The 25,511-nt window shown below is 59.3% G+C and carries 28 protein-coding genes; 11 read left to right on the top strand and 17 right to left on the bottom strand.

Features of this window, described 5'->3' with window-relative positions:
• Positions 1-27 precede the first annotated feature (27 nt).
• The 5 genes from dnaK to E5K03_RS08190 form a co-directional block, all read right to left on the bottom strand.
• A complete protein-coding gene (gene dnaK / locus E5K03_RS08210; RefSeq protein WP_138006335.1) occupies positions 28-1,923 on the bottom strand; it encodes a molecular chaperone DnaK in 1,896 nt (631 codons plus the stop codon).
• A 164-nt stretch (positions 1,924-2,087) separates the two neighbouring features.
• Positions 2,088-2,777, bottom strand: a complete 690-nt coding sequence (locus E5K03_RS08205; protein WP_138006332.1) for a nucleotide exchange factor GrpE — start codon at positions 2,775-2,777, stop codon at positions 2,088-2,090.
• 92 nt (positions 2,778-2,869) lie between these two features.
• Entirely contained in the window at positions 2,870-3,784 is a 915-nt protein-coding gene (locus tag E5K03_RS08200; RefSeq protein WP_138006329.1) for a hypothetical protein, read from the bottom strand.
• Positions 3,784-4,827 (bottom strand): hypothetical protein, encoded by a 1,044-nt coding sequence (locus E5K03_RS08195; RefSeq protein WP_138006327.1) that lies wholly within the window; start codon positions 4,825-4,827, stop codon positions 3,784-3,786. The genes E5K03_RS08200 and E5K03_RS08195 overlap by 1 nt, the downstream gene beginning before the upstream one ends.
• Entirely contained in the window at positions 4,817-5,623 is an 807-nt protein-coding gene (locus tag E5K03_RS08190) for a S49 family peptidase (protein ID WP_205742975.1), read from the bottom strand. The genes E5K03_RS08195 and E5K03_RS08190 overlap by 11 nt, the downstream gene beginning before the upstream one ends.
• Before the next feature lie 252 nt (positions 5,624-5,875).
• Here E5K03_RS08190 and E5K03_RS08185 point away from each other — a divergent pair, with 252 nt between their 5' ends.
• The gene (locus E5K03_RS08185; protein WP_138006322.1) at positions 5,876-6,016 is read left to right on the top strand and encodes a DUF7560 family zinc ribbon protein; all 141 of its coding nucleotides are present in this window, start codon (positions 5,876-5,878) and stop codon (positions 6,014-6,016) included.
• 32 nt (positions 6,017-6,048) lie between these two features.
• Here the strand turns inward: E5K03_RS08185 and E5K03_RS08180 are convergent, their stop codons facing one another.
• The 3 genes from E5K03_RS08180 to E5K03_RS08170 form a co-directional block, all read right to left on the bottom strand.
• Positions 6,049-6,501 (bottom strand): pyridoxamine 5'-phosphate oxidase family protein, encoded by a 453-nt coding sequence (locus E5K03_RS08180; protein WP_138006320.1) that lies wholly within the window; start codon positions 6,499-6,501, stop codon positions 6,049-6,051.
• A 46-nt stretch (positions 6,502-6,547) separates the two neighbouring features.
• Entirely contained in the window at positions 6,548-6,697 is a 150-nt protein-coding gene (locus E5K03_RS08175; RefSeq protein ID WP_138006318.1) for a DUF7560 family zinc ribbon protein, read from the bottom strand.
• 85 nt (positions 6,698-6,782) lie between these two features.
• Complete coding sequence (locus E5K03_RS08170) at positions 6,783-7,424, bottom strand: helix-turn-helix domain-containing protein (RefSeq protein WP_138006315.1); 642 nt, start codon at positions 7,422-7,424, stop codon at positions 6,783-6,785.
• Positions 7,425-7,577: 153 nt separating this feature from the next.
• Here E5K03_RS08170 and E5K03_RS08165 point away from each other — a divergent pair, with 153 nt between their 5' ends.
• Together E5K03_RS08165 and E5K03_RS08160 are read left to right on the top strand one after the other, a co-directional pair.
• Positions 7,578-8,003, top strand: coding sequence for a hypothetical protein (locus E5K03_RS08165; protein ID WP_138006313.1), 426 nt, complete (start codon positions 7,578-7,580; stop codon positions 8,001-8,003).
• A gap of 84 nt (positions 8,004-8,087) precedes the next feature.
• Positions 8,088-8,900 (top strand): alpha/beta fold hydrolase, encoded by an 813-nt coding sequence (locus tag E5K03_RS08160; RefSeq protein ID WP_138006310.1) that lies wholly within the window; start codon positions 8,088-8,090, stop codon positions 8,898-8,900.
• 38 nt (positions 8,901-8,938) lie between these two features.
• On the opposite strand, the gene E5K03_RS08155 is transcribed toward E5K03_RS08160, so the two are convergent.
• The 5 genes from E5K03_RS08155 to aroC all read right to left on the bottom strand — a co-directional run bounded on the left by E5K03_RS08155 (position 8,939) and on the right by aroC (position 14,229).
• The gene (locus E5K03_RS08155) at positions 8,939-9,391 is read right to left on the bottom strand and encodes a transporter (protein WP_138006309.1); all 453 of its coding nucleotides are present in this window, start codon (positions 9,389-9,391) and stop codon (positions 8,939-8,941) included.
• Between the two features lie 10 nt (positions 9,392-9,401).
• On the bottom strand, positions 9,402-9,830 hold the full coding sequence (gene lrpA1 / locus E5K03_RS08150; RefSeq protein ID WP_137196024.1) for an HTH-type transcriptional regulator LrpA1: 429 nt from the start codon (positions 9,828-9,830) through the stop codon (positions 9,402-9,404).
• A gap of 85 nt (positions 9,831-9,915) precedes the next feature.
• Complete coding sequence (locus tag E5K03_RS08145) at positions 9,916-10,854, bottom strand: thiamine pyrophosphate-dependent enzyme (RefSeq protein ID WP_138006305.1); 939 nt, start codon at positions 10,852-10,854, stop codon at positions 9,916-9,918.
• Between the two features lie 2 nt (positions 10,855-10,856).
• Positions 10,857-12,755 carry a 2-oxoacid:acceptor oxidoreductase subunit alpha gene (locus E5K03_RS08140; protein ID WP_138006303.1) on the bottom strand — a complete coding sequence of 633 codons (1,899 nt, stop codon included), beginning with the start codon at positions 12,753-12,755 and terminating at the stop codon, positions 10,857-10,859.
• Positions 12,756-13,077: 322 nt separating this feature from the next.
• A complete protein-coding gene (gene aroC, locus E5K03_RS08135) occupies positions 13,078-14,229 on the bottom strand; it encodes a chorismate synthase (RefSeq protein WP_138006300.1) in 1,152 nt (383 codons plus the stop codon).
• Between the two features lie 149 nt (positions 14,230-14,378).
• Here aroC and E5K03_RS08130 point away from each other — a divergent pair, with 149 nt between their 5' ends.
• Both E5K03_RS08130 and E5K03_RS08125 read left to right on the top strand, forming a co-directional pair.
• Positions 14,379-15,494, top strand: coding sequence for a S1C family serine protease (locus E5K03_RS08130; RefSeq protein ID WP_138006296.1), 1,116 nt, complete (start codon positions 14,379-14,381; stop codon positions 15,492-15,494).
• 122 nt (positions 15,495-15,616) lie between these two features.
• Positions 15,617-16,057, top strand: coding sequence for an acyl-CoA thioesterase (locus tag E5K03_RS08125; protein ID WP_138006294.1), 441 nt, complete (start codon positions 15,617-15,619; stop codon positions 16,055-16,057).
• Between the two features lie 83 nt (positions 16,058-16,140).
• On the opposite strand, the gene E5K03_RS08120 is transcribed toward E5K03_RS08125, so the two are convergent.
• Positions 16,141-16,647: a bifunctional nuclease family protein gene (locus E5K03_RS08120; RefSeq protein ID WP_138006291.1), complete on the bottom strand. Its 507-nt coding sequence runs from the start codon at positions 16,645-16,647 to the stop codon at positions 16,141-16,143.
• A gap of 71 nt (positions 16,648-16,718) precedes the next feature.
• The gene (locus E5K03_RS08115) at positions 16,719-17,432 is read right to left on the bottom strand and encodes an ArsR/SmtB family transcription factor (RefSeq protein ID WP_138006288.1); all 714 of its coding nucleotides are present in this window, start codon (positions 17,430-17,432) and stop codon (positions 16,719-16,721) included.
• 244 nt (positions 17,433-17,676) lie between these two features.
• On the opposite strand from E5K03_RS08115, the gene E5K03_RS08110 reads away from it, so the two are divergent.
• From E5K03_RS08110 to E5K03_RS08090, 5 genes are all read left to right on the top strand, one after another.
• Positions 17,677-19,371, top strand: coding sequence for a TraB/GumN family protein (locus E5K03_RS08110; protein WP_138006285.1), 1,695 nt, complete (start codon positions 17,677-17,679; stop codon positions 19,369-19,371).
• Complete coding sequence (locus E5K03_RS08105) at positions 19,368-19,997, top strand: metalloprotease (RefSeq protein WP_138006283.1); 630 nt, start codon at positions 19,368-19,370, stop codon at positions 19,995-19,997. Before E5K03_RS08110 ends, E5K03_RS08105 begins: the two co-directional genes overlap by 4 nt.
• A 128-nt stretch (positions 19,998-20,125) precedes the next feature.
• Positions 20,126-21,142, top strand: a complete 1,017-nt coding sequence (gene purM, locus E5K03_RS08100) for a phosphoribosylformylglycinamidine cyclo-ligase (RefSeq protein WP_138006281.1) — start codon at positions 20,126-20,128, stop codon at positions 21,140-21,142.
• Positions 21,143-21,224: 82 nt separating this feature from the next.
• Positions 21,225-21,410 (top strand): 30S ribosomal protein S17e, encoded by a 186-nt coding sequence (locus E5K03_RS08095; RefSeq protein ID WP_138006278.1) that lies wholly within the window; start codon positions 21,225-21,227, stop codon positions 21,408-21,410.
• 109 nt (positions 21,411-21,519) lie between these two features.
• The gene (locus E5K03_RS08090; protein WP_138006275.1) at positions 21,520-22,251 is read left to right on the top strand and encodes an SDR family NAD(P)-dependent oxidoreductase; all 732 of its coding nucleotides are present in this window, start codon (positions 21,520-21,522) and stop codon (positions 22,249-22,251) included.
• Between the two features lie 30 nt (positions 22,252-22,281).
• Here E5K03_RS08090 and E5K03_RS08085 read toward each other — a convergent pair whose 3' ends face one another.
• Positions 22,282-23,667, bottom strand: coding sequence for an NAD(P)/FAD-dependent oxidoreductase (locus tag E5K03_RS08085; RefSeq protein ID WP_138006272.1), 1,386 nt, complete (start codon positions 23,665-23,667; stop codon positions 22,282-22,284).
• A gap of 135 nt (positions 23,668-23,802) precedes the next feature.
• Between E5K03_RS08085 and E5K03_RS08080 the strand changes: the two genes are divergently transcribed.
• Positions 23,803-24,750, top strand: coding sequence for a D-2-hydroxyacid dehydrogenase (locus E5K03_RS08080; RefSeq protein WP_138006269.1), 948 nt, complete (start codon positions 23,803-23,805; stop codon positions 24,748-24,750).
• A 5-nt stretch (positions 24,751-24,755) separates the two neighbouring features.
• On the opposite strand, the gene E5K03_RS08075 is transcribed toward E5K03_RS08080, so the two are convergent.
• Positions 24,756-25,499 carry a fumarylacetoacetate hydrolase family protein gene (locus E5K03_RS08075; RefSeq protein ID WP_138006370.1) on the bottom strand — a complete coding sequence of 248 codons (744 nt, stop codon included), beginning with the start codon at positions 25,497-25,499 and terminating at the stop codon, positions 24,756-24,758.
• Positions 25,500-25,511: the final 12 nt, after the last annotated feature.

Genomic DNA, 25,511 nt, shown 5'->3' with positions numbered 1-25,511 from the left:
TCATGTGTGAATTGGTTGTGTGGCTGGTCAGTTTTCGTCGTCGTCGACGTCCTCGAAGTCGGCGTCAACGTACTCGTCGCCGTCTGCGTTGCCCGCGGCGTCACCGAATCCCGCGTCGGCTCCACCGGGGCCGCCAGCGGCACCAGCACCGCCGGGGCCAGCCTGTGCCTGCTGGGCCTGCTGTTGATACATCTGCTTGCCGATCTCCTGCAGCGACTCCGAGAGCGCCTCTGTCACGTCCTGCAGTTCCTCGGTGCTTGCGTCTTCGTCTTCGAGTGTCCCCTCGACGTCTTCGATCGCAGACTCAATGTCTGCCTGCAACTCGTCGTCGACGTTCTCCTCGTTCTCTTCGAGGAGGGTTTCTGCACGCTGGATCGCGCTTTCGGCCTCGTTTCGGGCCTCGATCCGCTCGCGGCGCTTTTCATCCTCTTCGGCGTGCTGTTCGGCCTCCTCTTGCATACGTTCGATCTCTTCGTCTGAGAGGCCCGCACCGCCTTCGATCGTGATGTTCTCCTGGTTTCCGGAGCCTTTGTCCTCCGCGGACACGTTGACGATCCCGTTTTCGTCGATACTGAAAGAGACCTCAATCTGTGGAGTCCCCGCTGGCGCTGGCGGGATACCTGCCAGCATGAACTCGCCGAGCAGCTCGTTCTCCTCGGCGATCTCGCGTTCGCCCTGGAAGACCCGAACCTGTACGGACGTCTGGTTGGCTGCGGCGGTCGTGAAGATCTTCGACTCTTCAGTCGGGATTGTCGTGTTCTTTTCGATCAGCCGCTCGAAGAGCCCGCCTTTGACCTCGATCCCGAGGCTCAGCGGCGTCACGTCGAGCAGAACAATATCGTCGACCTCGCCGCCAAGGACACCGCCCTGGATCGCCGCACCGAGTGCGACCGCCTCGTCGGGGTTGACGTTCTTTTTGGGCTCCTTGCCGATGATATCTTCGACCTTCTCAGAGACTTGTGGCATCCGGGTCGAGCCGCCGACAAGAATGACCTCGTCGATGTCGTCGGTGCTGTAGCCGGCGTCTGTCAGCGCCTGTCTTGTCGGCCCAACCGTCCGCTTGATCAGATCATTCGTTATCGACTCGAACGTTGCGCGCGTGATCGACGTTTCGAGATGGACTGGACCCGAATCTGTCGCTGTGATGAACGGAAGGTTGACCTTCGCTTCCTTTCGGCTCGACAATTCGATCTTTGCCTCCTCTGCGGCGTCTTTGAGCCGCTGGAGGGCCTGTCGGTCCTCGCGGAGATCGATTCCATGATCGTTTTTGAATTCGTCGGCAAGGTGGTCAATGATCGCCTGGTCCCAATCATCGCCGCCGAGGTCATTGTCCCCGTTCGTCGCGACAACCTCGTAGACGCCACCGCCGAGGTCGAGAACGCTCACGTCGAAGGTTCCGCCGCCGAGGTCGTACACGAGAACCGTCTGATCCGAGTCGTCGTCGAGGCCGTATGCCATCGACGCGGCAGTCGGCTCGTTGACAATCCGCTCGACGTCGAGGCCCGCGATCTCCCCGGCGTTCTTCGTCGCCTGGCGCTGTTTGTCGTTGAAGTACGCTGGGACAGTGATGACAGCTTTTTCCACCTCGTCACCAAGATACTCCTCAGCGTCGCGTTTAATTTTCTGGAGGATCATCGCCGAGATCTGTTCGGGCGTATACTCCTCGCCGTCGATCTCGACCGCGAAATCCTCTTCGCCCATGTGGCGTTTGATCGACTGGATCGTCCGATCGGGGTTCTGGACTGCCTGATTTTTCGCCGGATTACCGACAAGTCGCTCGGCGTCATCGGTGAACGCGACGACCGACGGCGTGGTTCTGTCACCTTCCGAGTTGACGATGATCTCGGGATCTCCACCCTCCATGACCGCAAACGCGCTGTTGGTGGTACCGAGATCGATACCGAGAATCTTGTTGCTCGTCATCTTGGTTTCAATTACCGGCTTGTGTCGGTTAAAGGTTACTAGATATGCTAACTCACACGTGAGAAGAATCTCGTCGGCGTATAGCGGTTTTTTGAAATTTGAAGTACCCTCTGTCGGAGGGTTTAAATCGACCGCAATGAGACCGTTCTGTCTGCTCTGTGGGGCTACTCTTCGTCGCTAACCGTTACCTGTGCGGGTCGAAGGACCTTCTCAGCCATCTCATAGCCCGGCTGGTAGACATCGACGATCGATCCGGCCGGCTGGTGGCTTTCGACCCGGAGCATCACCTCGTGGCGCTCTGGGTCGACCACGTCGCCGGGTTCAGGTTCGATAATCTCGACGTTTTCCTCTCCGAGGATCCGATCGAACTCCGAGAGTGTCGATTCAACACCCGGACGGATGTCGGCGTCCTCATCTTGCTCGAGCGCACGAACGAGGTTGTCTCGGACTTTCGTGAGCCTCGCAACGAGGTCCTCGGTGGCCCGTTCGCGAATCTGGTCCTGTTTTCGCTTGCTGCGTTTTTTGTAGTTTTGAAAGTCTGCCTTCGATCGACGGAGTTTGCGTTCGAGCTCCTCAATTCGGTCTTTGTGGGTATCGATCGTCTCTTCGTGGGTATCGATCGTCTCTTCGTGGGTATCGATCGTCGCTTTGGCGGTTGCGAGTCGATCGACAATGGCTTCGACGGCGTCGCCGAGGTCCTCATCAACATCGCGGACCTCCACAACTACCGCTTCCGGATCAACTTCGAAGACCTCGTTGGCAGGGGTCTCGGCGTCCGATTCTTGCTCGCTGTCCGTTGCATCGGTCGGTTCAGCGACATCGGATTCTTCGAGATCTGCCGACTCCTCACTCATACATTCGGATCGGTGCTTTGGCCGCTTAAGACTTGCAGAATCGATCGGGCGTGGAGTATTATTACACGCAGATCTAGTGCGCTGTCAGGCTTTCACGATTTTTCTGTGCCGACACTATCGGTGAGCTTCGAGTGTGTTTCAACAGCTGCAGTGACGGGAATCGATAGCGTCGTCCAGAGTATTTGTTCAGAGAGCTCAACTGAGGTGAACTCGACTGCCGAATCAGAGCACAGTGACTCGATCGAGGCTCGAACTGACGAAACCGAAATCGCCGTCGGATCGACGATAGCACCGTATTCTGCAGTAGCAGTGTTGTCATCGATACTCACCTCGATACCGATCGATTGAGCCGTCTCGATCACTGTGGCGACTGGTTCGGAAATCCGGGTAAGTCGATCAATGAGGCGAGATCGACCGATCGACCCGAGTGAGACCGTTCCAACGAGTGCTCCAGAGAGCCGTTGATCAAATTCGGTGTCGGGCGAGGCGATCGTCGCCGCGCTTGTCGGATTATCAACGAGTAGTGACACCGCCTCCTCGGCAGATCGGTCTCGGGCGATTATCATGGTCGACGATTTGACCTCAATCGCAAGCGGATACGTAGACAGGAGCATCCGTTCGTGACCGCTCTCGTCAGAGGCGTCGGGCACCACCGTTGATTCGATCCCCTCGGCTCGAAGGGCTGATCGGACAGCGACTGGATCGAACGAACCGGTGGCAGTGAACAATCCGGTCGTAGTCCCGTCAGATCTGATCCCGGTAGTTCCCTCGATCGATGTGACGTCGATTTGTCCGGCCGTATGCATTCGCTCAATCAGTGACGGATATCCCGCCGATCCAATAGCATCGATTGCTTTGGCGCTCACAGATAGCGAACCAACTGTGTCGAGGCTATCGCCGGTGTTGTTGGATCGCTTCGATGCGGACGCTTGATGGACTGGGATCGAAATTGTACCGATGAGCGTCAACCCGCTCATAGCCAACAGGTCGCGTCTCTGGGCGTCCATCAGTCCGACCCACCGGCCTCCGATTCGTTCGCTCCATCACCCGGTTCATCGGGATTTGTTGGCTCACTTGGTGGTGTCGGTTCTTCGGGTTCACTCGGCGGCACTGGTCCGGCTTCGTCCTCCGATGGTTCAGGTACGCCTTCGGTCTTGTCACCAGCCGTGAGGAACGTCAGAAGGTTTCCGATGAACACCTCGTTGTCTGCCTTTTGGTACTCGTTTGGAGCGAGTATTCCCGCATCACCGATCGCAGCGACCGGGCCATTCTGGACGGCGACCGAGTAGTCGTCTTCTGCTCTGGTTTCCGATGCAGTAGCACCAGCAGCTGTCAGGGCGGTCGTCCCGCGATCGGTTTCGATCGGCGCGGGAGCGTCAATGACCACCTCGTCAACACCAGTAGCGAGGTCACCGTCGCCTCCCTGTGCGTATATTGATTTGAAGTTGTTCGCGTTACGTTCCATATTGTAGAGGTACCCAGCACCGTACGCAATGCCGAATGGTGAGGTGACAGAATCGACCTCTGGGGAGGGACCTGTCCCAGCGGTACTACCAAGCAATCCACCCAGACCAATCGCAGCCGGCTCTGGCGCGCCGAAGAACGCGACACGGCCGTCTGCGTCGCCAAACCGTTCGACAGCGTCGGCTTCACGAGCCGTTAATGGCTGGGCTGGCTCAATCACGACAAACGCGTCGGCCTCCTGTAATGAGGCCGTGAGGTCTTCGGTCGGTTCGTGATATTCAACTTCGTGACCAGCAGACACGAGCGCGGTCACCATCGGTTCGATCTCCTCGCGCGTGAAGTCGTTGTTGTGGCCGCGATCGATCAAGACGGTCTTCGATTCGGCGGTTTGATCGATTTCGATTGTCCCATTTTCGGAAACAGGCTCAGGGGTACTGTCCGCATAGCGATCGTCCGCTATCGGGGTGACATCGGCGGGGCCGCCACCGACAACGAAGCCCGCGACACCCACCGCGAGAGCGATTGCGAGGATTATCCCGACGAACACGCCAGCATAAACACCGATTGTACGAGTTTTATCGTCCATTCGACTCACCTCCATCAGCGACCGCAGTTTGATTATTCCCCGCGACATGGTCAGGAGACGCCGATCCTTCAGCTTGATAATCAGCGATTGAACCGTACAGCGCAAGATATGTGGGAGTCTCGACTGTTACTCCGTCTGTCTTGGTTTCATTTGCGCCACCGAGCAGCCCGAGTGCGCCGGTCACCGTATGTGATCGTTTTTCAATCCGATAGTTATCAAGCCCCGCCTCAGTGGCAGCACGATCGATCGCGATATCGCGATCGCCAATCGAATCGGCGAGACCATTGTTCACACTTTGAGTTCCGACATATACTTTCGCGTTCGCGAGTTCTGTCTCAGAGAGTGCGAGCTTATCGCCGCGATGCGTTGTCACCGAATCGATGAAGGTGTCCTGCATCGAGTCGACCTGTCTCGTGATTTCGTCTTCAGTAAATCCGCCGTTTTTGTCCGGTCCAGTTGTGATTTCCCCGTCAACAGATGGAGAATCGGCATATGTCGCTCGTACACCGACGCTACCAACGATTGAGCCAGGTGAGACGTAGATCTCGTCGGCAGGCGCGATCATATAGTATCCGCCGGAAGCGGCCGTCGACTGCACCTGCGCGATCACTGGCATCTCCTCGGCGGTACGTTCGACTGCGAAGAATAGGCCTTCGCTGGCGGTGACCGATCCACCGGGGCTGTTCACCTGCAAGACGACTGCCTCGATGTCAGGATCGTTCCGGGCCTCTCGCAGATCAGCTGTTATTTCATCAGTCGTTGCGTCAGTAAGAGTCGTATCAACCGAAACAACCATCACAGAACCGTCAGGTCCTGTCGTCGCGCTCCAGACGAGCGGTGCGGCGAATGCACCGGCTACGACTGCGCACGCAACTACAATAAGGAGCGTATTCTGTGTGGTAGCTCGATTGGAGGGAATAGGTGCCATTTCAGGGCGTATCTACACTCACACAGTGTTGTAATAACGGTTTGGCCGGATCTCTAGCCCAGAAACAGGAGGTGTTTTAATCCTCCTTGCACATTCTACGTCTGAGGAACGCCGACAGTGATGCACCGTCTGGAGTTTGTCTGTCCGGCGTGCGGGCAGACGATCGAAGTCAACGAGAGTATGCGGGAGACAATTCTCAACACAGGGTGTCCAGTGTGTACGACAACGGTTTCAGGTGACGACTTCGTCGCTGGGGAGTGAGTGTCAGTTTCGGAGTCCGTGTATCCGTCAGACTACTCGTCTCTGTTGACAGTTACTTTTCGACCACTGATCGTTTCGGGGACAAATCGATACAGCTCAATGTCGAGATCTGCCTTTCCCTGTGCCCATATCTCGAACAGCGGTCGACGCGTCTCGCCGTATTGTTCGATCGTCTCGACAGTCAGATCGTTTGGGTCGATCCGCTTGAGGTCCCCCGTGAGGACCACACTCCGGTATACGTCGCCGTCTTGATCGTACACGACAATTCGGCCGTCTGGATCCGACGAAAGGAACTCGCGTTTTTCGCTTTCGGGGGTCGAGACTAACCGCAGATACAACTGGCGCGCGTCTGCGTCGTACCCGTAGGAGATCGGGATCGCGTACGGTTTGGCTCCGCGAGCAAGCGACAGGACGCCGGTCTCGTGGCTTCCTAAGAATGCGTCGACGTCTGCCACCGACATCTCGACCTCGCGACTGATACTCATGTACTGCTACGTCCGCATACACCGGTAATAAATCCCACGAGAACAGCTACTCTTCTGCACGAACGAAATCATCGGCTGAGACGTCGCTCCGACAGGCCACACAGCCGGTTTCACGAAGTGTGGCGGCCATCCCCTCGGTGACCACAAACGCCTGTCCACAGGACGGACAAACGAACTGTTTCTCACAGGTAGCCATATGGAAGTACACAGTAGCAATTGTCAAGAAGTGCTGGCCGCGTTCTCACCCCCCGAGAACGTGTCTTGAGTACCGACGAAACCCATCACTCGACTACTGAGCCGAGAAGTTTGCGCTGTGCGGCCGCGAGATGTTCGGCAAACGTCGATCGGTCGATTCCGAGTTCGTCCGCAATCTCGCTCGCGTTTGCCCCCTTCGGATGTGAAAAATACCCACGATCGTACGCGGTCTGCAGTACCTCACGCTGGCGCTTGGTCAGTTCGCTGCGATCGATGTAGATCACATCGGTCTCCTGTGGCTGTCCAGAGGACTGCAAAAGGCGGATGACCTGCATATCTGGATACTGGTCGCGGATATCCTCGAGGATCGATCGCAGCGTCGGGAGGTCCACCGCGTGAAAGGTGAGGTACAGTGAACCCTCTCGAGCTTGGGTTTCGATAACTGGCGAATCGTGGCGTTCGACAATCGCGTGGGGACTCGATTTGAGGTCCGACTCACGAATCCGTAGCGCCGTTTTCTCCCCGTATTCGAACACCCGCTGGAGGCGATCGCTCGAGGAATTGACCGCATTGGTGTCGAATAAAAACTCAAAAACTGCCTCCTCAGCGTCCGAAGATGGAACACACCGTGTCACCGATCGAATCGGTGGCCCGTCGACGGTCAACGACGCCAACGGATGATCCGGAACGGTGGGCAGACACACCTCCGCCCGAATCCCATCGCTCATTACCTACAATCGGGAGCAGCGGTCGCAAATAAGTGTCGCCATCCAATCGGTATCGCCGGCGAAACGGTTAATATACATCAATTCAATATCATGTGTGGGAGCAAGACACGATCTGCGTTCGCGTCTTGAAATATCAACATAGATAATTGGGGCATGTTACACGCAGTCTATCGGTGGTTGTTCGGGGTAGAAAACCGTTCCCTCGAGGAGGTAAGAGAGATCGAAACGATCGCCGACGTGGTCGATCTTGGATGGTATTCGATGCGACTACCAGGCGATTGGGATGTGAGAGTGGACATCGTCCAGTACGGTCAGGAGGCGCTCACGCAGGTGTTGATCTGTACACATCCCACAGTGCCGATCGAGTTCGTGCTCGTGCCGGCGCAAAACGCCGAACCTACCGCTGACATCGCGGTATACCGCAGAGACCGTACCCGAGGAACACGGACACAACTCGAGCGCTCAGTAGTGAATCTTGAGACCGCGATCGACACGATTGCACCGCGGCTCCGACGGATCGAGCGCCGGCAAGCGCCGTTCGTAGAGCAACAAAGAGAGCCGATCGTCATTTCTCCGTAGCCGAAACGCGATCGAACAGGTCGATCAGACAAATCGACAAGGTGAGTCCACATCCTCAAGTTAGCGCCGCTCCAACGCGTTAGTATGCCAACGACAACAGGATCTCTCGATCACACCCATCCGTACGTCCAGTTCGGAACCGGCGATCGGCCACTCGTCGTGATACCGGGTCTCGCCGACAGTCTTGTCGGCCCCATCGACGGAATTCGTACGTGGCTCCTCCGGTGGTCACTACGGCGGTATACCCCCGATCGACGGGTGTACCTCGTCCGACGGCCAACAGGGCTCGCTGCGGACGCGTCGATCGCATCAATGGCAGACAGCTACGCGGCGGCACTTTCATCGCGCTTCGACGGTCCTGTCGACGTGTTAGGTATCTCGATGGGGAGTTGCATCGCCCAAGAGCTGGCGAGTGCTCACCCAGACGTAGTTCGGCGGCTGGTCGTCGGGACCGCCGCATGCCGGCTCAGCGAGGAGGGAAAAGCGATCGCGGCACGCTGGCGAGACTTCGCATCGGACCACGACTGGGAGGCGCTCTACAGTGAAGCCGCCGATCTGACCTTCTCTGACTGGCGTGGCTCGCTCTACGGTAGGCTTCAGTGGCTCCCAACGGATCGCGTCTTCGGCGACCCGCCAGTTTCTGCAGACGTGTCGATCTCGCTGGACGCGCTTTCGACGTTTGACGCCTGCGATCGAGTTGGCGATATCGAGGCGCCGACGCTGCTCATCGGCGGCGATGAGGACCCATTCTTCGATGAGCAAACCATGATCGAAACTGCCGAAACGATTCCCGACGCGCAACTGTTTTTATTCCGCCGCAGCGGCCACGGCGCATTCGCCGAGCACCGCCGCGCGTTCGACCGGGCGGCGATCGACTTCTTCGACGATCGGCGCTAGCGTGTATTTTTTCTGACTGCACTCACCTCACAGTTCAATCAGACAATCTGCCCAGAGGCAAGAAGCCCTGCGTCGATCAACAAACCGAGGGCGACGATCCCTGCCACAAGGAAGATCGGTCGCCCAGCTGCGGCCGCATCCTGCCCGTTTGAGTCGGCGCTTTCGATCCGACTGCCGCCAATCTCTACCAAGGCAGTCAACACGAACCACAAAACGAGCATTGTGAGCACGAGGTGCCCCCGACCCGTCCCCAGAAGAGAGTCAAATGTATATCGTGTGCCGGCCATGTGCCCGCCGGTCGCCACGAACACCACCACTCCCGCTCGCGTTAGCCATCGAAGTTTCGTCGCAATCGCCGAAAGTGTCGGCCCGTCGATCGAGCCACGCGATGCCGCGGGAAGCACCGCAGCAAAAAAGAACAACACGCTCCCAGTCCATGCACCTGCGAACGCGGTGTGCAGTGACCACATCACGACATCAACAGCGGACATGACCATTGTCTCACTTGAGCCGTTCCTGCAGGAACGATGGATGCGCCGCCGTAACGCCATCAATGGTCATGATATCCTCGGCAATGATCTCGCCAAGTTCGTCGCCGTCGGCCGCACGCACCTCTGCCATTAGCATGTGATCGCCAGAAGAGGTATACAGCGATTCGATCGCCGGCAACGCCTTTAGCTTGCGAGTGACCTCGACGTATCGGCCGCTGTCGACGTCCATGCCAACGAACGCGATCGACTGTGAGGAGAGCTTTTTTGGATCGACGTCAGCCGAGTATCCCACGATCACCCCAGACTCTTCGAGTTCTTTGATGTACTTTCGAACGGTTGGCTTCGAGACGCCTGCACGTTCGGCAATTTCACCGTACGATGCCTTCGCGTCGTCCTCGAGGACAGAAAGGATTCGATTCGCCGTCGACGTCGTGCTCATACACTATATTTCCGTCGGAACAAAAAATATCTTGCGAACCGATAACCGATTTTAGGCCCACAGAAACCCGCAGCGATGCGGAGGATTACTTGTGCTTGTCGAGGAACGTATCAGCCGATCGCTCCCACTCGTAGGAGTCGTCGAAGTACCGCTCGGCGAGCGGTTGTTCAGGCAGTTCGCCGATCGCCTGTTTCTCCTCTTGGTAGGATGGGCGATCCTCGTCGACGTAGAAGCGACCGGTAAGGACGGTTCCTTCGTGGAGGACGTCCTCGGTTTCGGCCATCATGTCCATCGCCTCGCGACGATCGGTTATGTCGAAGTCGTAGTCATCGGACTCCTGAACATCCACGTACGGGACGTACTGTCTGGCGTCTTTGTTCCACGTTGGACACTGCGTGAGGAAGTCGACGTGGGCGAATCCATCGTGCTCCATCGCTTCGACGATGATCTCTTGGGCCTGATTTGGATTGACCGCTGCCGTCCGGGCAATGTAGGAGGCGCCAGACGTCAGCGCCAGTGACAGTGGACGGATCGGATCCTTCGCGCTGCCAGACGGTTGGGTCTTGGATTTGTGACCCTTCGGGCTCGTCGGGGAGGTCTGTCCCTTCGTAAGCCCGAAGATCTCGTTGTTGAACACGATGTACGTCATATCGTGGTTCTCGCGGGCGGTGTGCATGAAGTGGTTCCCGCCGATACCGTAGCCGTCACCGTCGCCGCCTGCGGCGACGACCTCGAGGCCAGGGTTCGCGAGTTTCGCCGCGCGGGCGATCGGGAGCGATCGGCCGTGGATCGTGTGGAAGCCGTAGCTCTCAAAGTAGCTGTTGAGCTTCCCCGAACAGCCAATCCCCGTGGTGAGCAGGATCTCGTCAGGCGATTTGCCCAACTCCGCGGATGCACCTTTCAGCGCTTTGAGCACGCTGAAGTCACCGCACCCAGGACACCACGTCGGCTGGGGCTCGATGCCGGGTGTGTAGTCGTTTCTGTCAACCTCACGTCCGCCGTCAATTGCGTTGAATGCACTCATGATCAGTCACCTGCCGCAGGCACGAACGTCGTTTCCTGACCGGAGAGTTCGTCGCCTTCGATAATTGTCGTTTTGAATCCCTCCACGATGTCTGCCGGTTCGAACGGGTTCCCGTTGTACTTCAGCAGGCTCGAGAGCTTCTCGCCGTACTGTCCGAGTTCCTTTTGCGTGAGCCCGCGGAACTGCGCGGAAGCGTTCATTTCGACGATGAGCGCCTCGTCGACGCTGTCGAGGAACGCCGAGACTTCCTCAGCAGGATACGGCATGAGGTCGCTCACACCGAGAGATTTGACCGAGTATCCCTGGTCGGCGAGGACGTCGACAGCTTCCTCGACGGTTCCTTGCTGGCTACCGAAGGTGATGAGTCCGTACTCGGCTTCGTCATCGCCGTGATACGTCTGGTGGGTCTCCTCGCGGCTGTCGAGGTCTGCGCGGATCGCTTCGGCTTTTTGCAGCCGACGGTTCATCTGCGCAACCCGGTTCTCGGGTGTCTCTGCGATGTGCCCCTCTGGCGTGTGTTCGTTCCCCGTCGCGAGGAAGCGACCGTTCTCCTGGCCGGGGATCGATCGCGGACTCACACCGTCTTCGACGTCGTGTTGGAAGCGCTGGTACTTGCCCGTCTCCGCGTGCGGCGCGGTTTCGAGCTCTGCTTCGGTTAGCACGCTACCGAGGTCCGGGTTCGGCTCGCGATCGAAGTGGCTCGCCGGGACGTTGATCAACTCGCCGCCGAGTTTCTGATCGTAGAGGATGATCGACGGAACCTGGTACTCGTAGGCGATCCGGAACGCCTGTCGAGTCTGGTCGTACGCTTCGCTCACGGTCCCGGGTGCGAAGACGACCCGATGGGAGTCGCCCTGTGAGGTGTACAGGACGTGTTCGAGATCGCCCTGTTCGGTCTTGGTCGGCATACCGGTCGACGGCCCAGCGCGCATGGCCTCGATGAGGACGACCGGCGTCTCGGTCATCTCTGCGAGTCCAAGCGGTTCGCTCATGAGCGCAAAGCCGCCACCGGATGAGCCGGACATCGCCTTGACACCGGCGTGGCTCGCGCCGATCGCGAGTGCAGCCGCAGCAATCTCGTCTTCGACCTGCTCGGAGACGCCCCCGATCTTCGGGAAGTTCTGTGAGAGGATCGTAAAGACCTCTGTCCACGGCGTCATGGGGTAGCCGGCAATGAACCGGCAGCCCTCGTCGATCGCGCCGTAGGCGATCGCGTCCGACCCAGACAACAAGACTTGCTCCTCGTCGTGTTCGCCTGTCGGAGCGGTCACGTCGTGGGCGTCCGCGTCGTACTCTTCGAGGACGTGGTTGTACGCGCGCTCGAGGATCTCGAGGTTTGGTTCGAGGATTTTCTCGGGCATCGCGTCGGTCATCAGATCCTCGACATATTGGGTATCAATACCCGCAAGCGCACACGTAACGCCAACACCGGCGGTGTTACGCATGACTTCTCGACCAACGTCTCGCGCCATCGATCGGAGATCGATGTCGTAGACGTGCCAGTTGTTCGCTTCGACACGCTCGTCGAAGTCCTCGATCTCGGAGGCGTCGAGCAGTCCGGAGTCGTAGACGATCACGCCACCCTCGCGGAGTTCGTCGAGGTTCTCCGAAAGCGGTTTGATCTCCTCGTTCTTGTAGTACGCACCTTCCTGTGGGTTCCGTGCGAACGAGTCACCGAGCGCGAGCAGGAAGTTGTACCCGTTTCCACGGGACGTGACTGGCTCGCTCGACGCGCGAATCTCGGTGTACGTGTGGCCGCCACGGATGCGTGACGGGTAGTGTCGATGTGTAAATACGTCCAGCCCTGAACGCATCAGTGCTTTTGCGAAGTTCTGGCTCGTCGAGGCGATCCCGTCGCCAGAACCGCCTGCAATTCGCCAGATAAGTTCGTCGTCAGTCATAATTACGGTCACGGCCTCTGTGGGCCACTAGTGTTCTTACGTTACGATGACGTGGTAAAAGACTTTGCTATGCATTCGCAAGGAACAATCATTAAGAAAGGAGTTCGATAGACAATTGTCCATTATTTGTCGTGGAGATGTATTTGTTCAGCAGTACATCCCTCATAATACACGAACGTTTCATAGGTAATGGAATATAAGGACATTCGAATGATACCGATGATCAAAAAAACAGCGATAAACAAGATCTTACGCAGCGTAAGAGGATCTGATTTCGAGTTCACTTCTCGGTTTTCCCGGAGAGCAAGCGCTCGTGCGTTTCTTATTCGTTAACTGGACTAGTCGGATGATACTCGGTGTCATACTGTCCAGGATTGTCGTCGAGTCGATCGGGGTTGATCCGTCCGCTGAGCAGCATGAAGTCGAGGATCGTGAGGTTCAACATCGCCTCAACGACAGGAACGCCTCGCGGTGGGAGTACTGGATCGTGGCGGCCGACTACCTGGATCTCTTTGGTCTCGCCGGTCTCCCAGTCGACAGTCTCCTGTTTTTTCGGGATGGAAGTCGGCGCATGCCACGTCGCCTCTCCCCAAATTGGTTGGCCAGTCGTGATTCCACCTTGTAACCCGCCGTGTTTGTTGCCTTTCGGGACCGGATCGCCCGCTTCGTTGAACTCCCAGTCCTCGTTTCTGTCCTTGCCACTCCACGTCCGGGCTTCCTTGCCGAGCCCGAACTCGACGTGAGTGGTCGCTGGAATAGAAAACATCGCCTGACCCAACCGTGCGGGAAAGGAATCGAACCGCGGCGCGCCGAGTCCACGCGGGACACCACGAGCCTCAAAGTAGATCGACCCGCCGATCGAATCGCCCTCCTTTTGATACTGGTCGGCGACCTCTCGCATCCGTTCGGCTGCATCCGGATCTGCACATCGGACCTCGTTGTCCTCAGTGTGTTCGAGCATATCCTCCCACATCACGTCTTCGGCCCGAACATCGCCGATCTGGTTCACGTGGGCCTTGACGGTGATACCGTGTTTCTCGTTGATCTGTTTCGCGATCGCCCCCGCAGCGACCCAGTTGACCGTCTCCCGAGCCGAGGATCGGCCGCCGCCGCCCCAGTTTCGTGTTCCGAACTTCGCCGAATACGTGAAATCGCCGTGGCTCGGTCGTGGCGCAGTGACGTAGGGCTCGTACTTGCCAGAGCGGGCGTCTTTGTTCTCGATGACCATTCCGATCGGCGTGCCTGTCGTGTAGCCGTCCTGAACGCCGGAGTTGATCGTCACCGCGTCGGGCTCACCCCGGCTTGTCGTGATCATCGACTGGCCAGGTTTTCTGCGATCGAGTTCGTACTGAATGTCGTCCTCGTCGAGTTCGAGGCCCGCTGGACAGCCGCTGACTGTCACACCCATCGCCTTCCCGTGGCTCTCCCCGTAGGTCGTCACCTGAAACAGACGCCCAAACCGATTGCCGTTCATATACGTATCGTACGGGCGGGGGCATTTGAACCTTGCAATCGGTGCAACTGGCCGCAGTAACTGGCGCAGTTGGACACCGTTGGCAGTCTCGTCGCAGACTGCAATCGGCCACACCGATCGTTTTTGTTCACCCGCTGCCAACCGATCGCATGGAGCCGACCAGACGCGGGGTTCTTTCGATCGCCGCGAGTGCGATTTTCGCGGGGTGTGCCGCGCCGATCACGACACGCGAATCTGCAGATACGACGCAGTCGACGAGCAGTTCACCAACCGTTGCTGTCGAAAACGCCTCTATCGGTATCGATTCAGGCGGATACGCAGACCTCTACGAGGCGACAGTTCCTGCCGTCGCACAGATCGAAACTACCGACCGTACGGGGCGAGGACAGGGATCGGGATTCCTCATCGATCCAGCCGACGTCGACGGTGCGGACGATCGACTGCTCGTCACGAACGACCACGTCATCCCCGAGGACGCGGACATCAACGTAACATTTCACGAGGGCGCGTGGTACGAGGGCACGCTCGTCGGCAGAGACCCGTACAGCGATCTCGCTGTCGTTAGGATCGACAGCGTGCCCGACGACGCAGTCTCGTTGTCGCTCGTCGATCGCGTTCCGCCAATTGGCGCGGCAGTGATCGCGATCGGCGCACCGCTCGACCTCCCGGAGACAATCACCCAGGGCGTAATAAGCGGTCGAAACCGATCGCTTCCGGGTCCGCTCGGTTACTCGATCGCCGACACCGTGCAGACGGACGCGGCGCTGAATCCAGGCAACAGCGGCGGGCCGCTTCTCACGACCGACGGACGGGTCGCTGGAGTTGTCTCGGCGACGAGTGGCGAGAACATCGGCTTCGCCATCTCGGCGGCGTTGGCCCGACGCGTCCTCCCTGCACTGGCAACTGACGGCGATTATGACCACTCGCAGCTTGGGATCAGGTCAGTCCCGGTCGATCCGCCGGTCGCAGAGTTGAACGAGCTGCCAGATACCCGCGGGGTGATGGTCGTCGAGGTTCCCGACGACGGTCCCTCCGCCGGGATATTACAGGGGGCCCCCGAGTCAGATACGATCGACGGGACAGAGTATCCGATTGGTGGCGACGTAATCCGCCAGCTGGACGATGTGCCGATCGTTGATCAGTCGTCATTGTCGCGGTATCTCGCACTCGAAACGTCGCCGGGCGATCGGGTCGACGTGGCGGTCCGCCGTGACGGCGAGGAAGTGGTGGAGACCGTCACGCTCGGCCGACGGCCCGATCCCTGATTGGCCGTAGTCGTGGTCTTGGTCGTGGTCGTCTGGCTCAATCAGACGCCGTCGATCGTACGAACCAAGACCACGTTGGTGCGTCGGTGGGTTTGTTACTGTCCCCGACGAACTGACGAGTAATGGTTGAACTGATGGATACCTTCATCGAGGATCGAAACCGCGTGCAGCCACACCACGCCAACAACTACGGGACAACCCACGGCGGCCGGGTGCTCCACTGGATGGACGAAGTGGCCGCGATGAGTGCAATGCGGTTTGCGGGCCAACCGTGCGTGACCGCCCATATCAATTCAGTTGACTTCACCCAACCGCTCCAGATCGGTGATATCGCGTTTTTAGAGGCGTATGTCTACCAGGCCGGCCGCACGAGTATCCGAGTTCGCGTGCGGGCTTACGGTGAAGACCCAACCAATGGTGAGCGTGAGCAGACGACCGAGTCGTACTTTGTCTTTGTCGCTATCGACGAAGACAATACGCCTGTTGCAGTTCCGGAGTTGACTGTCGGCACTGATGAGGGCGAAACACTCGTGGCCGAAGCGCAAGCTAAAGAACAGGGCTGATTCAGGGGGCGTCGGCCGATCGGCGATAGCACGCCCTCCACGTCAGAAATGAGACCAGTGCCGAAGAGAGCCAGCGGTGCGTCTCAGTGGCCGTCTGGTTCGTGTTCGGGATCTTCGCGGGTGTCAAGCGCGTGTTCGTGGCTTGCATCGTCGGTGGGCGAGATGTCGATCGTCGACGGCGGGCGGCCTGCGGCATCCAACACAGCTTCTGAGATCACGATCGGACAGTCGATCCGAACAGCAATGGCGAGCGCGTCGCTCGGGCGCGCGTCAAATGTAAAGGGTTCGGGTTCGCCGTCTTCGTACCGTTCGGCCGTTACCTTTGCGAAGAACGTTCCATCTGCGAGGTCGTCGATCCGGACGCTATCGATCGCACCGCCGAATTCCGTGACCATCTCGACCAGCAAGTCGTGGGTGAGTGGCCGTTCGAAGGACTGTCGCTCGAGTGCGAGCTGGATCGACTGTGCCTGATCGTCAGTAATGAAAATCGGGACGTACTCGTTTTCGGCTTCGAGGATCACTGCAGGGACGCTCGCGCCGTCTGGACCGACGCCCATACCGATTCCCTCGATGCGGGCCGTATGTTCCATGTTCACACATATACGTTGGGGGTATGAATAGCTGTTCCTCTCGACGCATCGAGGGGGAAATCTCGTGAGGCTCACATACTTCCAGCGCGGTACCACACGGCGAACCCGACGAGCAGCACACAGAGGCCACCCAGAAAGAATGCCGCTCCGGGTTCGAGGGTGACGATCGCGTCGATCACGTCTGTGAGTGCGCTGGCAAGGAAATCGACGATCTGCTCGATCACACCTGGTTCGTCAGCAGCCGTCGCATCCGCGTCCATCGCGGCGTCGTCAGCGGCCTCGGGCTGGTCACTTTCTTCGTTGGTCATTGCTCCGACGTCACCATCGCTGGTTTGTGCAGCCTGTTCGGTCCCAGCCCATCGTTGAATCAATAGGCTCACCACGCCGAGCAGTCCGATCGCCCCGAGTAGTCCCATGAGCGTCTCTTTGATTCCGCTTCGATCGGACTCTGCGGCAGCGAACAACACGAGTGGTTCGTCAGCGGGAGCGTAGACCTTCATTTCACGACCCTTCTCGGAGTACACCGTATCGACAACCTCAACCAGCTCTGCATCTTCGAGTTTTCCGATGTGGTACTGGACGTTTTGGAGCGTAGTGTCGACACGATCGGCGAGTTCGGCCGGAGTGTCCGGGCGATCGTGGAGTGCATGAAGGACGGTTCGAGCGGTTTCTGATGAGAGGGCGTTGATGACCGAGTCCGCATCCTCGCTGTCGAGACCGACAACGCGAGGCTCCTCGTTCGTCGCCGGCGGCACGTCGGAGAGGGAGGGCAGGAGCTTCGCCATATCGCCATAGAGTGGCCCGCAGACGTACAAATCTTCTGTTTTCTCGTCTGTGTAGCATCCAAAGACGGGGACTGCGATGAGTATAGTAGCGTTTGCAATTATCTTCCCACTTCAATTCAGAATCTGTTGGAACAGCCTCTCTCGAATCAGATATGCTGATGGCTGCTGAAAAGAGTTGCAAACGCTACTATAGCTGCGACCGTAGTTCGACACAAGTAAACGGCGAGACTGTGTAGCTGGCCCAATGAGTACGCCCGCGGACACGACAACCGCCAAGCCGGACGGAGCCGGCAGCGTTACTGTCGTCGGCACCGCACACGTCTCCCAACAGAGCGTCGATGAGGTGAAATCGGCGATCGGCGAGGAGTCACCCGACATCGTCGCCGTCGAGCTTGATGAGGGTCGGTATCGACAGATGCAGGGCGAGGATCCAGAGGATCTAGACGCAAGCGATCTGCTCAGCGGTAATACGGTGTTTCAGTTCCTCGCCTACTGGATGCTCTCGTACGTCCAGACCCGCCTCGGCGAACGCTTCGACGTCCAACCCGGCGCGGACATGCTCGCGGCAATCGAAACCGCTGAAGCGCACGGAATCGACGTCGCACTTGTCGATCGTGACATCCAAGAGACAATCCAACGCTTCTGGGCGCGGATGACCGTCCTCGAGAAGCTTCGAATGATCGGCGGCTTAGCGTTCGGGATTACCGATCGGCGGGTCGTCGGTATCATGGTCGGATTGATCCTTGGATTGCTCGCCGGACCGGGAATCGCGATCTTCGGCGGGACACTCGGGATCTCGAGTGCCTTGCTGACGAGTGTGACTGGCGGCCTCCTGTTGGGTGGCGTCGTTGCGATCGCCGTCGACACCCTCGGCGGCGCGTTTCTCTCCGGGGAGGATCGCCTCTACGCGGCGATCGCGAGCGGAGTTGGCGTTGGCATTGTTGGTGGCGTCGGGTTCGGGCTCGCCGATGGGATCGTAACTCGATTTCTCGGCGACTTTGTGATCACCGTGCTCGGCAGCCTCACGCTGGGTATCGCTGCTGGCGTCGCAGTCGGCGTGCTCGCAGCCGGCCTGATCGGGCTCCGTGGCCCGACCGAAGCCGAACACGGCGGAATCGACGAGTTGGACATCGACGAGCTCACCGACGCCGACGTGGTGACGATGATGATGGAGGAGTTCCGCCAGTTCAGCCCGGGCGGAGCCGAAGCGCTCATTGACGAGCGCGACGCCTACATCGCCCACCAGCTCGTCGGATTGCGCAAAGCAGGGTATAATGTCCTGGCGGTTGTCGGCGCAGGCCACCGCGAGGGGATCGAAGGGTATCTCGCCGAACCGACATCCCTACCACCGATGGAATCGATCACGGGGACTGAGCGAGGACGCGGGATTCCGTGGGGCAAACTCGTCGCATACGGTATCTCGATCGCGCTCATTTCGTTTTTCATCCTGTTGGCGATGGCCGGCGTCAGGAACGGCTTCCTCTTGCGATTGTTCGGCGCGTGGTTCCTCATCAACGCAGTGTTCGCTGCTGGGCTGGCGAAGCTCGCAGGCGCACGCTGGAGTTCGGCGGGCGTCGGCGGTGCGGTCGCGTGGATGACCTCGATCAACCCGCTTTTGGCACCGGGGTGGTTCACCGGCTACCTCGAGCTTCGACATCTCTCTGTCAATATCGGCGACATCTCAACGCTCAACGAGCTGTTGTCCGACGAGACCCGTCCGGTCGGTGATATTCTCTCGGACATGTTCGACGTCCCGCTGTTCAAGCTCATCATGATCGTTGCGCTTACCAACGTCGGCAGCATCATCGCGAGTGTCTTGTTCGTAACGTATGTGTTGCCGCTGTTTGCGGCTGATCTCGGCGGCATCGAGGGCGTCTCGCAGTTGATGATTGACGGGGCAAGAAATAGTGCCGAACTTATCTGGGGGCTGGTGCGATGAGCGGTGGACACACCATCGCTGGCTACCAGTTCAGCAATTCGGAACTCAAAGATCTCGCGATCGCGTGGGTGGCGCTCGGCCTCGCGTTCGCGCTGTTTTTCGGCGGCGGCGCAGGCGCGATCGGGGCGATCATCGCGGGACCGCTGTTGTTTGTGAGCCTGCTCACCGCGGGTGTCGCATTCCTCTTACACGAGGTGGCGCACAAAGTCGTCGCAGTTCGATTCGGCCAGACTGCGGCGTTCCGGGCCGATTACAGCATGCTGTTCCTCGCAATTATGAGTGCGATGTTGGGGTTCATTTTCGCCGCTCCTGGCGCGGTTCACCACCGTGGGTACATCACCCAGCGCGAGAACGGCATCATCGCGATCGCTGGCCCGGTGACGAACCTCGTGCTCGCGGTCGTCTTCGTCCCAGTGTTCCTCATTGGCTCTTCGATCGGTGGCATCATCGGGCAGATCGGTGCCTACGGGCTCGTCATCAACCTCTTTTTAGCGGCGTTCAACATGATCCCGTACGGCCCACTGGACGGCAAGACGGTGCTCACGTGGAGCAAACTCATCTGGGCCGCGGTGTTTGTTCCGAGCGTGATCGCGACGCTGCTCGCGCTTTCGACGATCGGCCTCTAGATTTCTGGAGCGGCAAATACACGATTGTGAGATTTAATTCGACTGTGAGGTAACAAATACCCACATTGATGGATATATCCGCTGCGACAATCAGTAGGGTTTTGTCCGATCGCGAACCCAACTGAGCCATGAGCGAGACGCCGGATAACGCAAACGGCGCTGGAGAGCGCGACACAGCCGACGAGGAGTTAACGTACGCCGACGCAGGCGTGGATATCGACGCCAGCGAGGCGGCGACTGCGGCGCTTGTCGGTGCAGCCGGCGAGGGGACGGGCGATTACGCCGGGCTGTTCGACATCGGCGATCGCTATCTCGCGCTCGCGACCGACGGCGTCGGCACGAAGCTGCTCGTCGCCGAGGCACTCGAGGACTACTCGACGGTCGGCATCGATTGTATCGCGATGAACGTCAACGATCTCGTCGCGGCGGGCGTCCGGCCGGTTGCGTTCGTCGACTATCTGGCGATCGACACACCCGACGAACGATTTGCCGAACAGATCGGCGAAGGCCTCGCCGCTGGCGCAGCGGCCGCGAGTATCGAACTCGTTGGGGGCGAGACCGCAGTAATGCCGGAGGTCGTCCGAGGCCTCGATCTCGCTGGGGCCTGCGCCGGATTGGCCAGGAAGGACGCGCTGTTCGACGGCGAGGCCAAGCCGGGCGACACGCTCGTCGGGTGGCCGTCTTCAGGGATTCACTCGAACGGTCTCACGCTCGCACGCAAAGCGGCGACAATGGATGACGGCTCCTACACGGATCCGTGTCTCTTCGAAGGCTACGAAACGATCGGCGAGGCGCTGTTGGAGCCGACACGGATCTACACCGACCTGCTCGATCCAATGCGCGAGGCTGGCGTCCGAGGGGCCGCTCACATTACCGGTGGTGGGTGGACGAACCTCGAACGGCTTGGCGAGCACCACTATGCGATCGACGATCCATTCGACGCCCAACCCGTGTTCGAGTTCATCCAGGAGCGCGGCAACGTCTCCGACGAGGAGATGCACCGAACGTTCAACATGGGAACGGGTTTTGTCGCCGCGATCGCCGATGCGGACGCTGCTGAATCGCTCGCTGCACAGACCGACGGTCGGACGATCGGCCGGGTCGAAACTGGGGCAGGCGTGTCAATCCGCGGATTGTCGCTTTGAACGGGTGAGGCCGGCTTCGCTGGACACCGAAGAGAAACCACAGAACGAATCGTTTTAGTGCTCGACAAGGGTACCTGACGGTATGGCAATCAAGCCGAAATACATCAAACAGCTCGCGTTGGCGCTCCTCGAGCGCTATCCGCAGGCGTTCAATACCGATTTCGAAACGAACAAACAGAACGTCGGCCAGCTCACGACGATCGAGTCGAAAGGCGTCCGAAACCGCGTCGCCGGGTACATTACCCGAAAGAAAGCAGCGACTGTCTAGTTCCTGGCGTAGCTTCGCCTGTCACCCCTCGTCGTCGAGCTGATGCGCTGTCGATCGCCAGCAGCGCAAAACCAGAAGTGATTAGTTGGATATATTAGTTACTAATATCATGCGAGTACTCATAACCGGTGCGAGCAGCGGGATCGGCCGGGCAACGGCGAGACAGTTGGCTGGAAACCATGACATTGCGGTGGGATACAACGAATCCGCTGCAGCCGCGGAGGAGGTCGTTAGGAAGGCTCAGCGCGCGGGTTCGAACGCGGTGGCCGTCCAGGGAGATCTCACCGATTCTGCCGCAGCGGACGCCATGGTCGAAACGACTGTCGAGGCGATTGGCGGCCTCGATGCGGTCGTGAACAACGCCGGCATCGTCGATCCCGCACGGACAAGCGAGACGACCGACGAGCAGTGGCACCGCGTGATCGAGACGAACCTCACCGGTGCGTTCTACGTCACCCGCGCGGCGATCGACCACCTCCTTCCGGGCGGGAACGTGGTGTTCGTCTCCTCGATCGGCGGCACTGCTGGGACCGTCGACGCGAGTTACGCCGCGAGCAAAGCCGGCCTTCACGGCCTGACTCGGGCGCTTGCCCGCGAGTACGGCGAGGAGGGCCTGCAGGTCAACGCGGTTGCGCCCGGTCCTGTCGAGACAGCCATGAATGACGAGATTCTCGAATATCTGGAGGCAGTTGAGTTCAGAGGACACGAGAACATCGATACACACCTTCCAGCGTACGCTTGCCAGCCAGAGACGGTCGCGGAGACAATCGAGTATCTCCTCGAAACCGAGTATATACAGGGAGAAATTGTCAATCTCAACGGCGGGATGCAGTTCCGCTGAGTGTTGTGGTTCGATCGTCGGTTCGGAGGTTCAGTAGACGTATTCGTCTTCGGTAAGCTGGGTGTAGCCCTTCTTGCGGAACGATCGCTTCTGTTTTTTGTACCGATAGAGGATCTTCATCCCACCGACGCTCGCGGTGAACTTCTTGTTGAACGATCGAAGCCCCCCATCGCCGAGCATATCTGCCGTCGTTTTGAACGTCCGGTCCCAGTCGGCCGGCCCGTAGCCACGAGCGAGTTCGGCAAAGGTGACGTTCCGCAGAATTTCGTCGCCGATCGCGTCCTTCCAGGCATCGTTGTATCCCGAAAGATCGCCCTTCGCTGTGAGTTCGCCGGCAATCGCGCCGGTCCGGATGGCCACGTGATCGCCACCTTCGTGGAACGCCGACGTCGTTCCCATCGCACCGCCGGCGACGGCGATCCCAGCGTCGACCGGTGAGTCGATCGGCTTGGTCGAGGAGATCGGATACGTCTCGGTGCCGTTTCGCTTGCCGCGGGTCTCGACGATCGGAAAGTCCGACTCGATGTCGTACTCGTCGCCGTACTCCCATTCGAGCAGACGGTGAATGTACTCACTGCCTTTGGGGATTCGGTCGTCATCGGGGCGCAACAGTTCGTAGTCATCCCGATTTTCGATATCGTCGATGTCGAGGCCGATCGGCATCGTCAACCCAACACGACAGATCGGCTCGTCGTTCGGGAAGACCCACGGATACGCGGTGTGGCCGGGCATGACGCCCCACCAGAACTTGATCGCGTGTTGGACTTCTTTGAAGACCTCCTCGGGAAACTCGCGGTACTCCTGATACGCGATGTGGTTCACGGTACGTGAGGCGAGTCGCTCGGAGGCCTTCGAGCCGTCCGGGAGGTATCGATCGAGCACGCGGTTTGTCACGGTCCGCTGTGGGCCGTCTGCGAGGATCAGGTAGTCCGCGCCGATGTGATCGCCGTTTGCGACCTCCACCAGGTGTCGCGGGTCCGCACCCGTGGCGTCAAGATCGGTCTCGACGTCTCTGACTGACGCCTTGACCCGGTACTCCGCGCCCGCGTCCTCGGCTCTGTCGCGCATCCAGTCGTCAAACTTCGCCCGGAAGAAGGTGTACCCGAAGTGATCGTACGAAGAGTCGATCCCGGTCGATCGCAGCGTCACCGACTCAGTGGGTCCGATGAACTCCGCGCGATCGAGCGTCTGGTGGATGATCCCGTCGTCAAACTCTGCGGGATCAATATCCATGATGTCGACCCAGTAGTCCAAGATGCCGGCCGCGTCCGTCGAATCGGGGCCGAGTCCCTCGCGATCGGCACGCGGGACCCCTTTTTCGAGGACGATCGCATCCGCGCCGGCGCTGGCGGCCGCATGCGCCGCGGAGGAACCGGCGGGGCCGCCACCGACGATTGCCACGTCTGTCCGTTCCATACCCTCAACGGGCCGCGTTTAGCTATTAAACGCTCCGGACCGTCGTCGGCTATCGGCGTTTGATCAGTGTCGAAATCCGGCTCGGGCTTTTCCGGGAAGGGTGGTTTCTTTGGATTTCAGTATCTGCGTACGGGCATGCAGGATCCAGACATCGTCGTGCTTCGCCAGAAGATCCACGGCCTCGCGATGGGCGAATACGCCGCCGCGATCCGTGAGCGCCTGCCCGATCGTGAGGTCGTAATCGCCCGAACGCCGAGCGAAGAGCGCGAGTTCCTCGAATCCGCGCGGATCGCCACGGGCTTTAATCTGGACACAGACGACCTCAAGCGGGCTGAGAATCTCGATCTGTTCGCGTGCATCTACGCTGGGACCGGTCACCTCCCAATCTCAACACTCGAAGCGAACGACGTTGCCGTGACGAACGCCTCAGGAGTCCACGGACCGAATATCGCCGAGTACGTTGTGGGCGCGCTCGTCATGCAGGCGCGTGATTTCCCTCGAGCGATTCGGCAGGCCGAGGACCACCAGTGGCGGTCGTTCCAGACGCGAGAGCTACAGGGATCGACGGTAACTATCGTTGGCCTCGGTGCCATCGGCCACGCGATCACCGAGCGGCTCGAACCCTTCGGCGTCAAAACGATCGGCGTCCGCTACTCTCCCGAAAAGGGTGGACCAACTGACGAAGTGATGGGTTTCGATCGGCTCCACGAAGCACTCGCGCGGACCGATCATCTCGTCCTCGCCTGCCCGCTCACCGACGAGACCGAGGGACTGATCGACAGCGACGCGCTGTTGACAATTCCCTCGCACGCGACGCTCGTCAACATCGCCCGCGGTCCGGTCGTCGACACCGATGCGCTCGTTTCTGCGATCCGATCGAACCGCCTCGGGGGCGCTGTGTTGGACGTCACTGATCCCGAACCGCTTCCGCCGGGACACCCGCTTTGGGACTTCGACAACGTCCAGATCACCCCACACAACGCGGGCCACACGCCGTACTACTACGAACGGCTGAGCGACATCCTCGCGGCGAACGTCACGGCGCTTGACTCGGGTGAAGATCTCGAAAACCGCGTAGCGTAGTCGCGTTATTTTTTCCACGAAGCCGCAGAGTCGGCTGGTTCGGCGATCGTGTTCGATAACGTCCCGACGCCGTCGTAAGTAATCTCGATCGTATCGCCCGGCTCGACGGTCCCCGGGTTCGCCGGGCTCCCGAAGGCGATCACATCGCCGGGCTCGAAGACAAATCGCGCTGAGAGGTACGAGACGATCTCGAAGGGGTCAAACAACATCAACTCAGTGTTCGACTCCTGTCTTCTGTCGCCGTTGATTTCGGTGTGCATGTCGATCGCTGTTGGGTCGAGGTCGGTTTCGATCCACGGACCAAGAGGGCCTGAGCCGACGAACGCCTTGCGGGCTGTTCGGCCCTGCTGATCCAGCGCGTCAAGGTCGTTCATGATCGTGTATCCGCGGATGACCGACTCGGCCTCCTCATACGCAAGACGATGGCAGCGTTCACCGATTACGGCAGCGAGTTCGCCGGCGTAGGTCAGCTCTTCGGTAAACGAGGGGTATGAGATCTTCTCGCGGTGGGCGGCGATCGATCCCGGCGGCTTGATAAAGAAGTCCGGCTCGTCAGGACGATCGTACGCCATCTGGTCGAGCGTTGCCGTGTAGTTCCGTCCGACACAGTAGATCGAAGTCGGAGTACACGGCGCGGCCAACATCCCATCAGTGCCGATCTCGTACCGCTCACCGTCGCTCTCGACAGCGCCGTCATCGATCGGTCCCTGCTTGATTCCGTCCGGGGTGTCGATCCGTGCCAGTCGCATGCCGCCTCGTGG

Origin of the sequence: Halalkalirubrum salinum (assembly GCF_005543295.1) — an archaeon.
Lineage (GTDB): Archaea > Halobacteriota > Halobacteria > Halobacteriales > Haloferacaceae > Halalkalirubrum > Halalkalirubrum salinum.
This window is presented reverse-complemented; position numbering and strand designations above follow the sequence as displayed.

Coding starts and splice junctions, on each gene's coding strand:
- dnaK (WP_138006335.1), bottom strand. CDS start 1,923: ATGACGAGCAACAAGATTCTCGGTATCGATCTCGGTACCACCAACAGC.
- E5K03_RS08205 (WP_138006332.1), bottom strand. CDS start 2,777: ATGAGTGAGGAGTCGGCAGATCTCGAAGAATCCGATGTCGCTGAACCG.
- E5K03_RS08200 (WP_138006329.1), bottom strand. CDS start 3,784: ATGGACGCCCAGAGACGCGACCTGTTGGCTATGAGCGGGTTGACGCTC.
- E5K03_RS08195 (WP_138006327.1), bottom strand. CDS start 4,827: ATGGACGATAAAACTCGTACAATCGGTGTTTATGCTGGCGTGTTCGTC.
- E5K03_RS08190 (WP_205742975.1), bottom strand. CDS start 5,623: ATGGTTGTTTCGGTTGATACGACTCTTACTGACGCAACGACTGATGAA.
- E5K03_RS08185 (WP_138006322.1), top strand. CDS start 5,876: ATGCACCGTCTGGAGTTTGTCTGTCCGGCGTGCGGGCAGACGATCGAA.
- E5K03_RS08180 (WP_138006320.1), bottom strand. CDS start 6,501: ATGAGTATCAGTCGCGAGGTCGAGATGTCGGTGGCAGACGTCGACGCA.
- E5K03_RS08175 (WP_138006318.1), bottom strand. CDS start 6,697: ATGGCTACCTGTGAGAAACAGTTCGTTTGTCCGTCCTGTGGACAGGCG.
- E5K03_RS08170 (WP_138006315.1), bottom strand. CDS start 7,424: ATGAGCGATGGGATTCGGGCGGAGGTGTGTCTGCCCACCGTTCCGGAT.
- E5K03_RS08165 (WP_138006313.1), top strand. CDS start 7,578: ATGTTACACGCAGTCTATCGGTGGTTGTTCGGGGTAGAAAACCGTTCC.
- E5K03_RS08160 (WP_138006310.1), top strand. CDS start 8,088: ATGCCAACGACAACAGGATCTCTCGATCACACCCATCCGTACGTCCAG.
- E5K03_RS08155 (WP_138006309.1), bottom strand. CDS start 9,391: ATGTCCGCTGTTGATGTCGTGATGTGGTCACTGCACACCGCGTTCGCA.
- lrpA1 (WP_137196024.1), bottom strand. CDS start 9,830: ATGAGCACGACGTCGACGGCGAATCGAATCCTTTCTGTCCTCGAGGAC.
- E5K03_RS08145 (WP_138006305.1), bottom strand. CDS start 10,854: ATGAGTGCATTCAACGCAATTGACGGCGGACGTGAGGTTGACAGAAAC.
- E5K03_RS08140 (WP_138006303.1), bottom strand. CDS start 12,755: ATGACTGACGACGAACTTATCTGGCGAATTGCAGGCGGTTCTGGCGAC.
- aroC (WP_138006300.1), bottom strand. CDS start 14,229: ATGAACGGCAATCGGTTTGGGCGTCTGTTTCAGGTGACGACCTACGGG.
- E5K03_RS08130 (WP_138006296.1), top strand. CDS start 14,379: ATGGAGCCGACCAGACGCGGGGTTCTTTCGATCGCCGCGAGTGCGATT.
- E5K03_RS08125 (WP_138006294.1), top strand. CDS start 15,617: ATGGTTGAACTGATGGATACCTTCATCGAGGATCGAAACCGCGTGCAG.
- E5K03_RS08120 (WP_138006291.1), bottom strand. CDS start 16,647: ATGGAACATACGGCCCGCATCGAGGGAATCGGTATGGGCGTCGGTCCA.
- E5K03_RS08115 (WP_138006288.1), bottom strand. CDS start 17,432: ATGGCGAAGCTCCTGCCCTCCCTCTCCGACGTGCCGCCGGCGACGAAC.
- E5K03_RS08110 (WP_138006285.1), top strand. CDS start 17,677: ATGAGTACGCCCGCGGACACGACAACCGCCAAGCCGGACGGAGCCGGC.
- E5K03_RS08105 (WP_138006283.1), top strand. CDS start 19,368: ATGAGCGGTGGACACACCATCGCTGGCTACCAGTTCAGCAATTCGGAA.
- purM (WP_138006281.1), top strand. CDS start 20,126: ATGAGCGAGACGCCGGATAACGCAAACGGCGCTGGAGAGCGCGACACA.
- E5K03_RS08095 (WP_138006278.1), top strand. CDS start 21,225: ATGGCAATCAAGCCGAAATACATCAAACAGCTCGCGTTGGCGCTCCTC.
- E5K03_RS08090 (WP_138006275.1), top strand. CDS start 21,520: ATGCGAGTACTCATAACCGGTGCGAGCAGCGGGATCGGCCGGGCAACG.
- E5K03_RS08085 (WP_138006272.1), bottom strand. CDS start 23,667: ATGGAACGGACAGACGTGGCAATCGTCGGTGGCGGCCCCGCCGGTTCC.
- E5K03_RS08080 (WP_138006269.1), top strand. CDS start 23,803: ATGCAGGATCCAGACATCGTCGTGCTTCGCCAGAAGATCCACGGCCTC.
- E5K03_RS08075 (WP_138006370.1), bottom strand. CDS start 25,499: ATGCGACTGGCACGGATCGACACCCCGGACGGAATCAAGCAGGGACCG.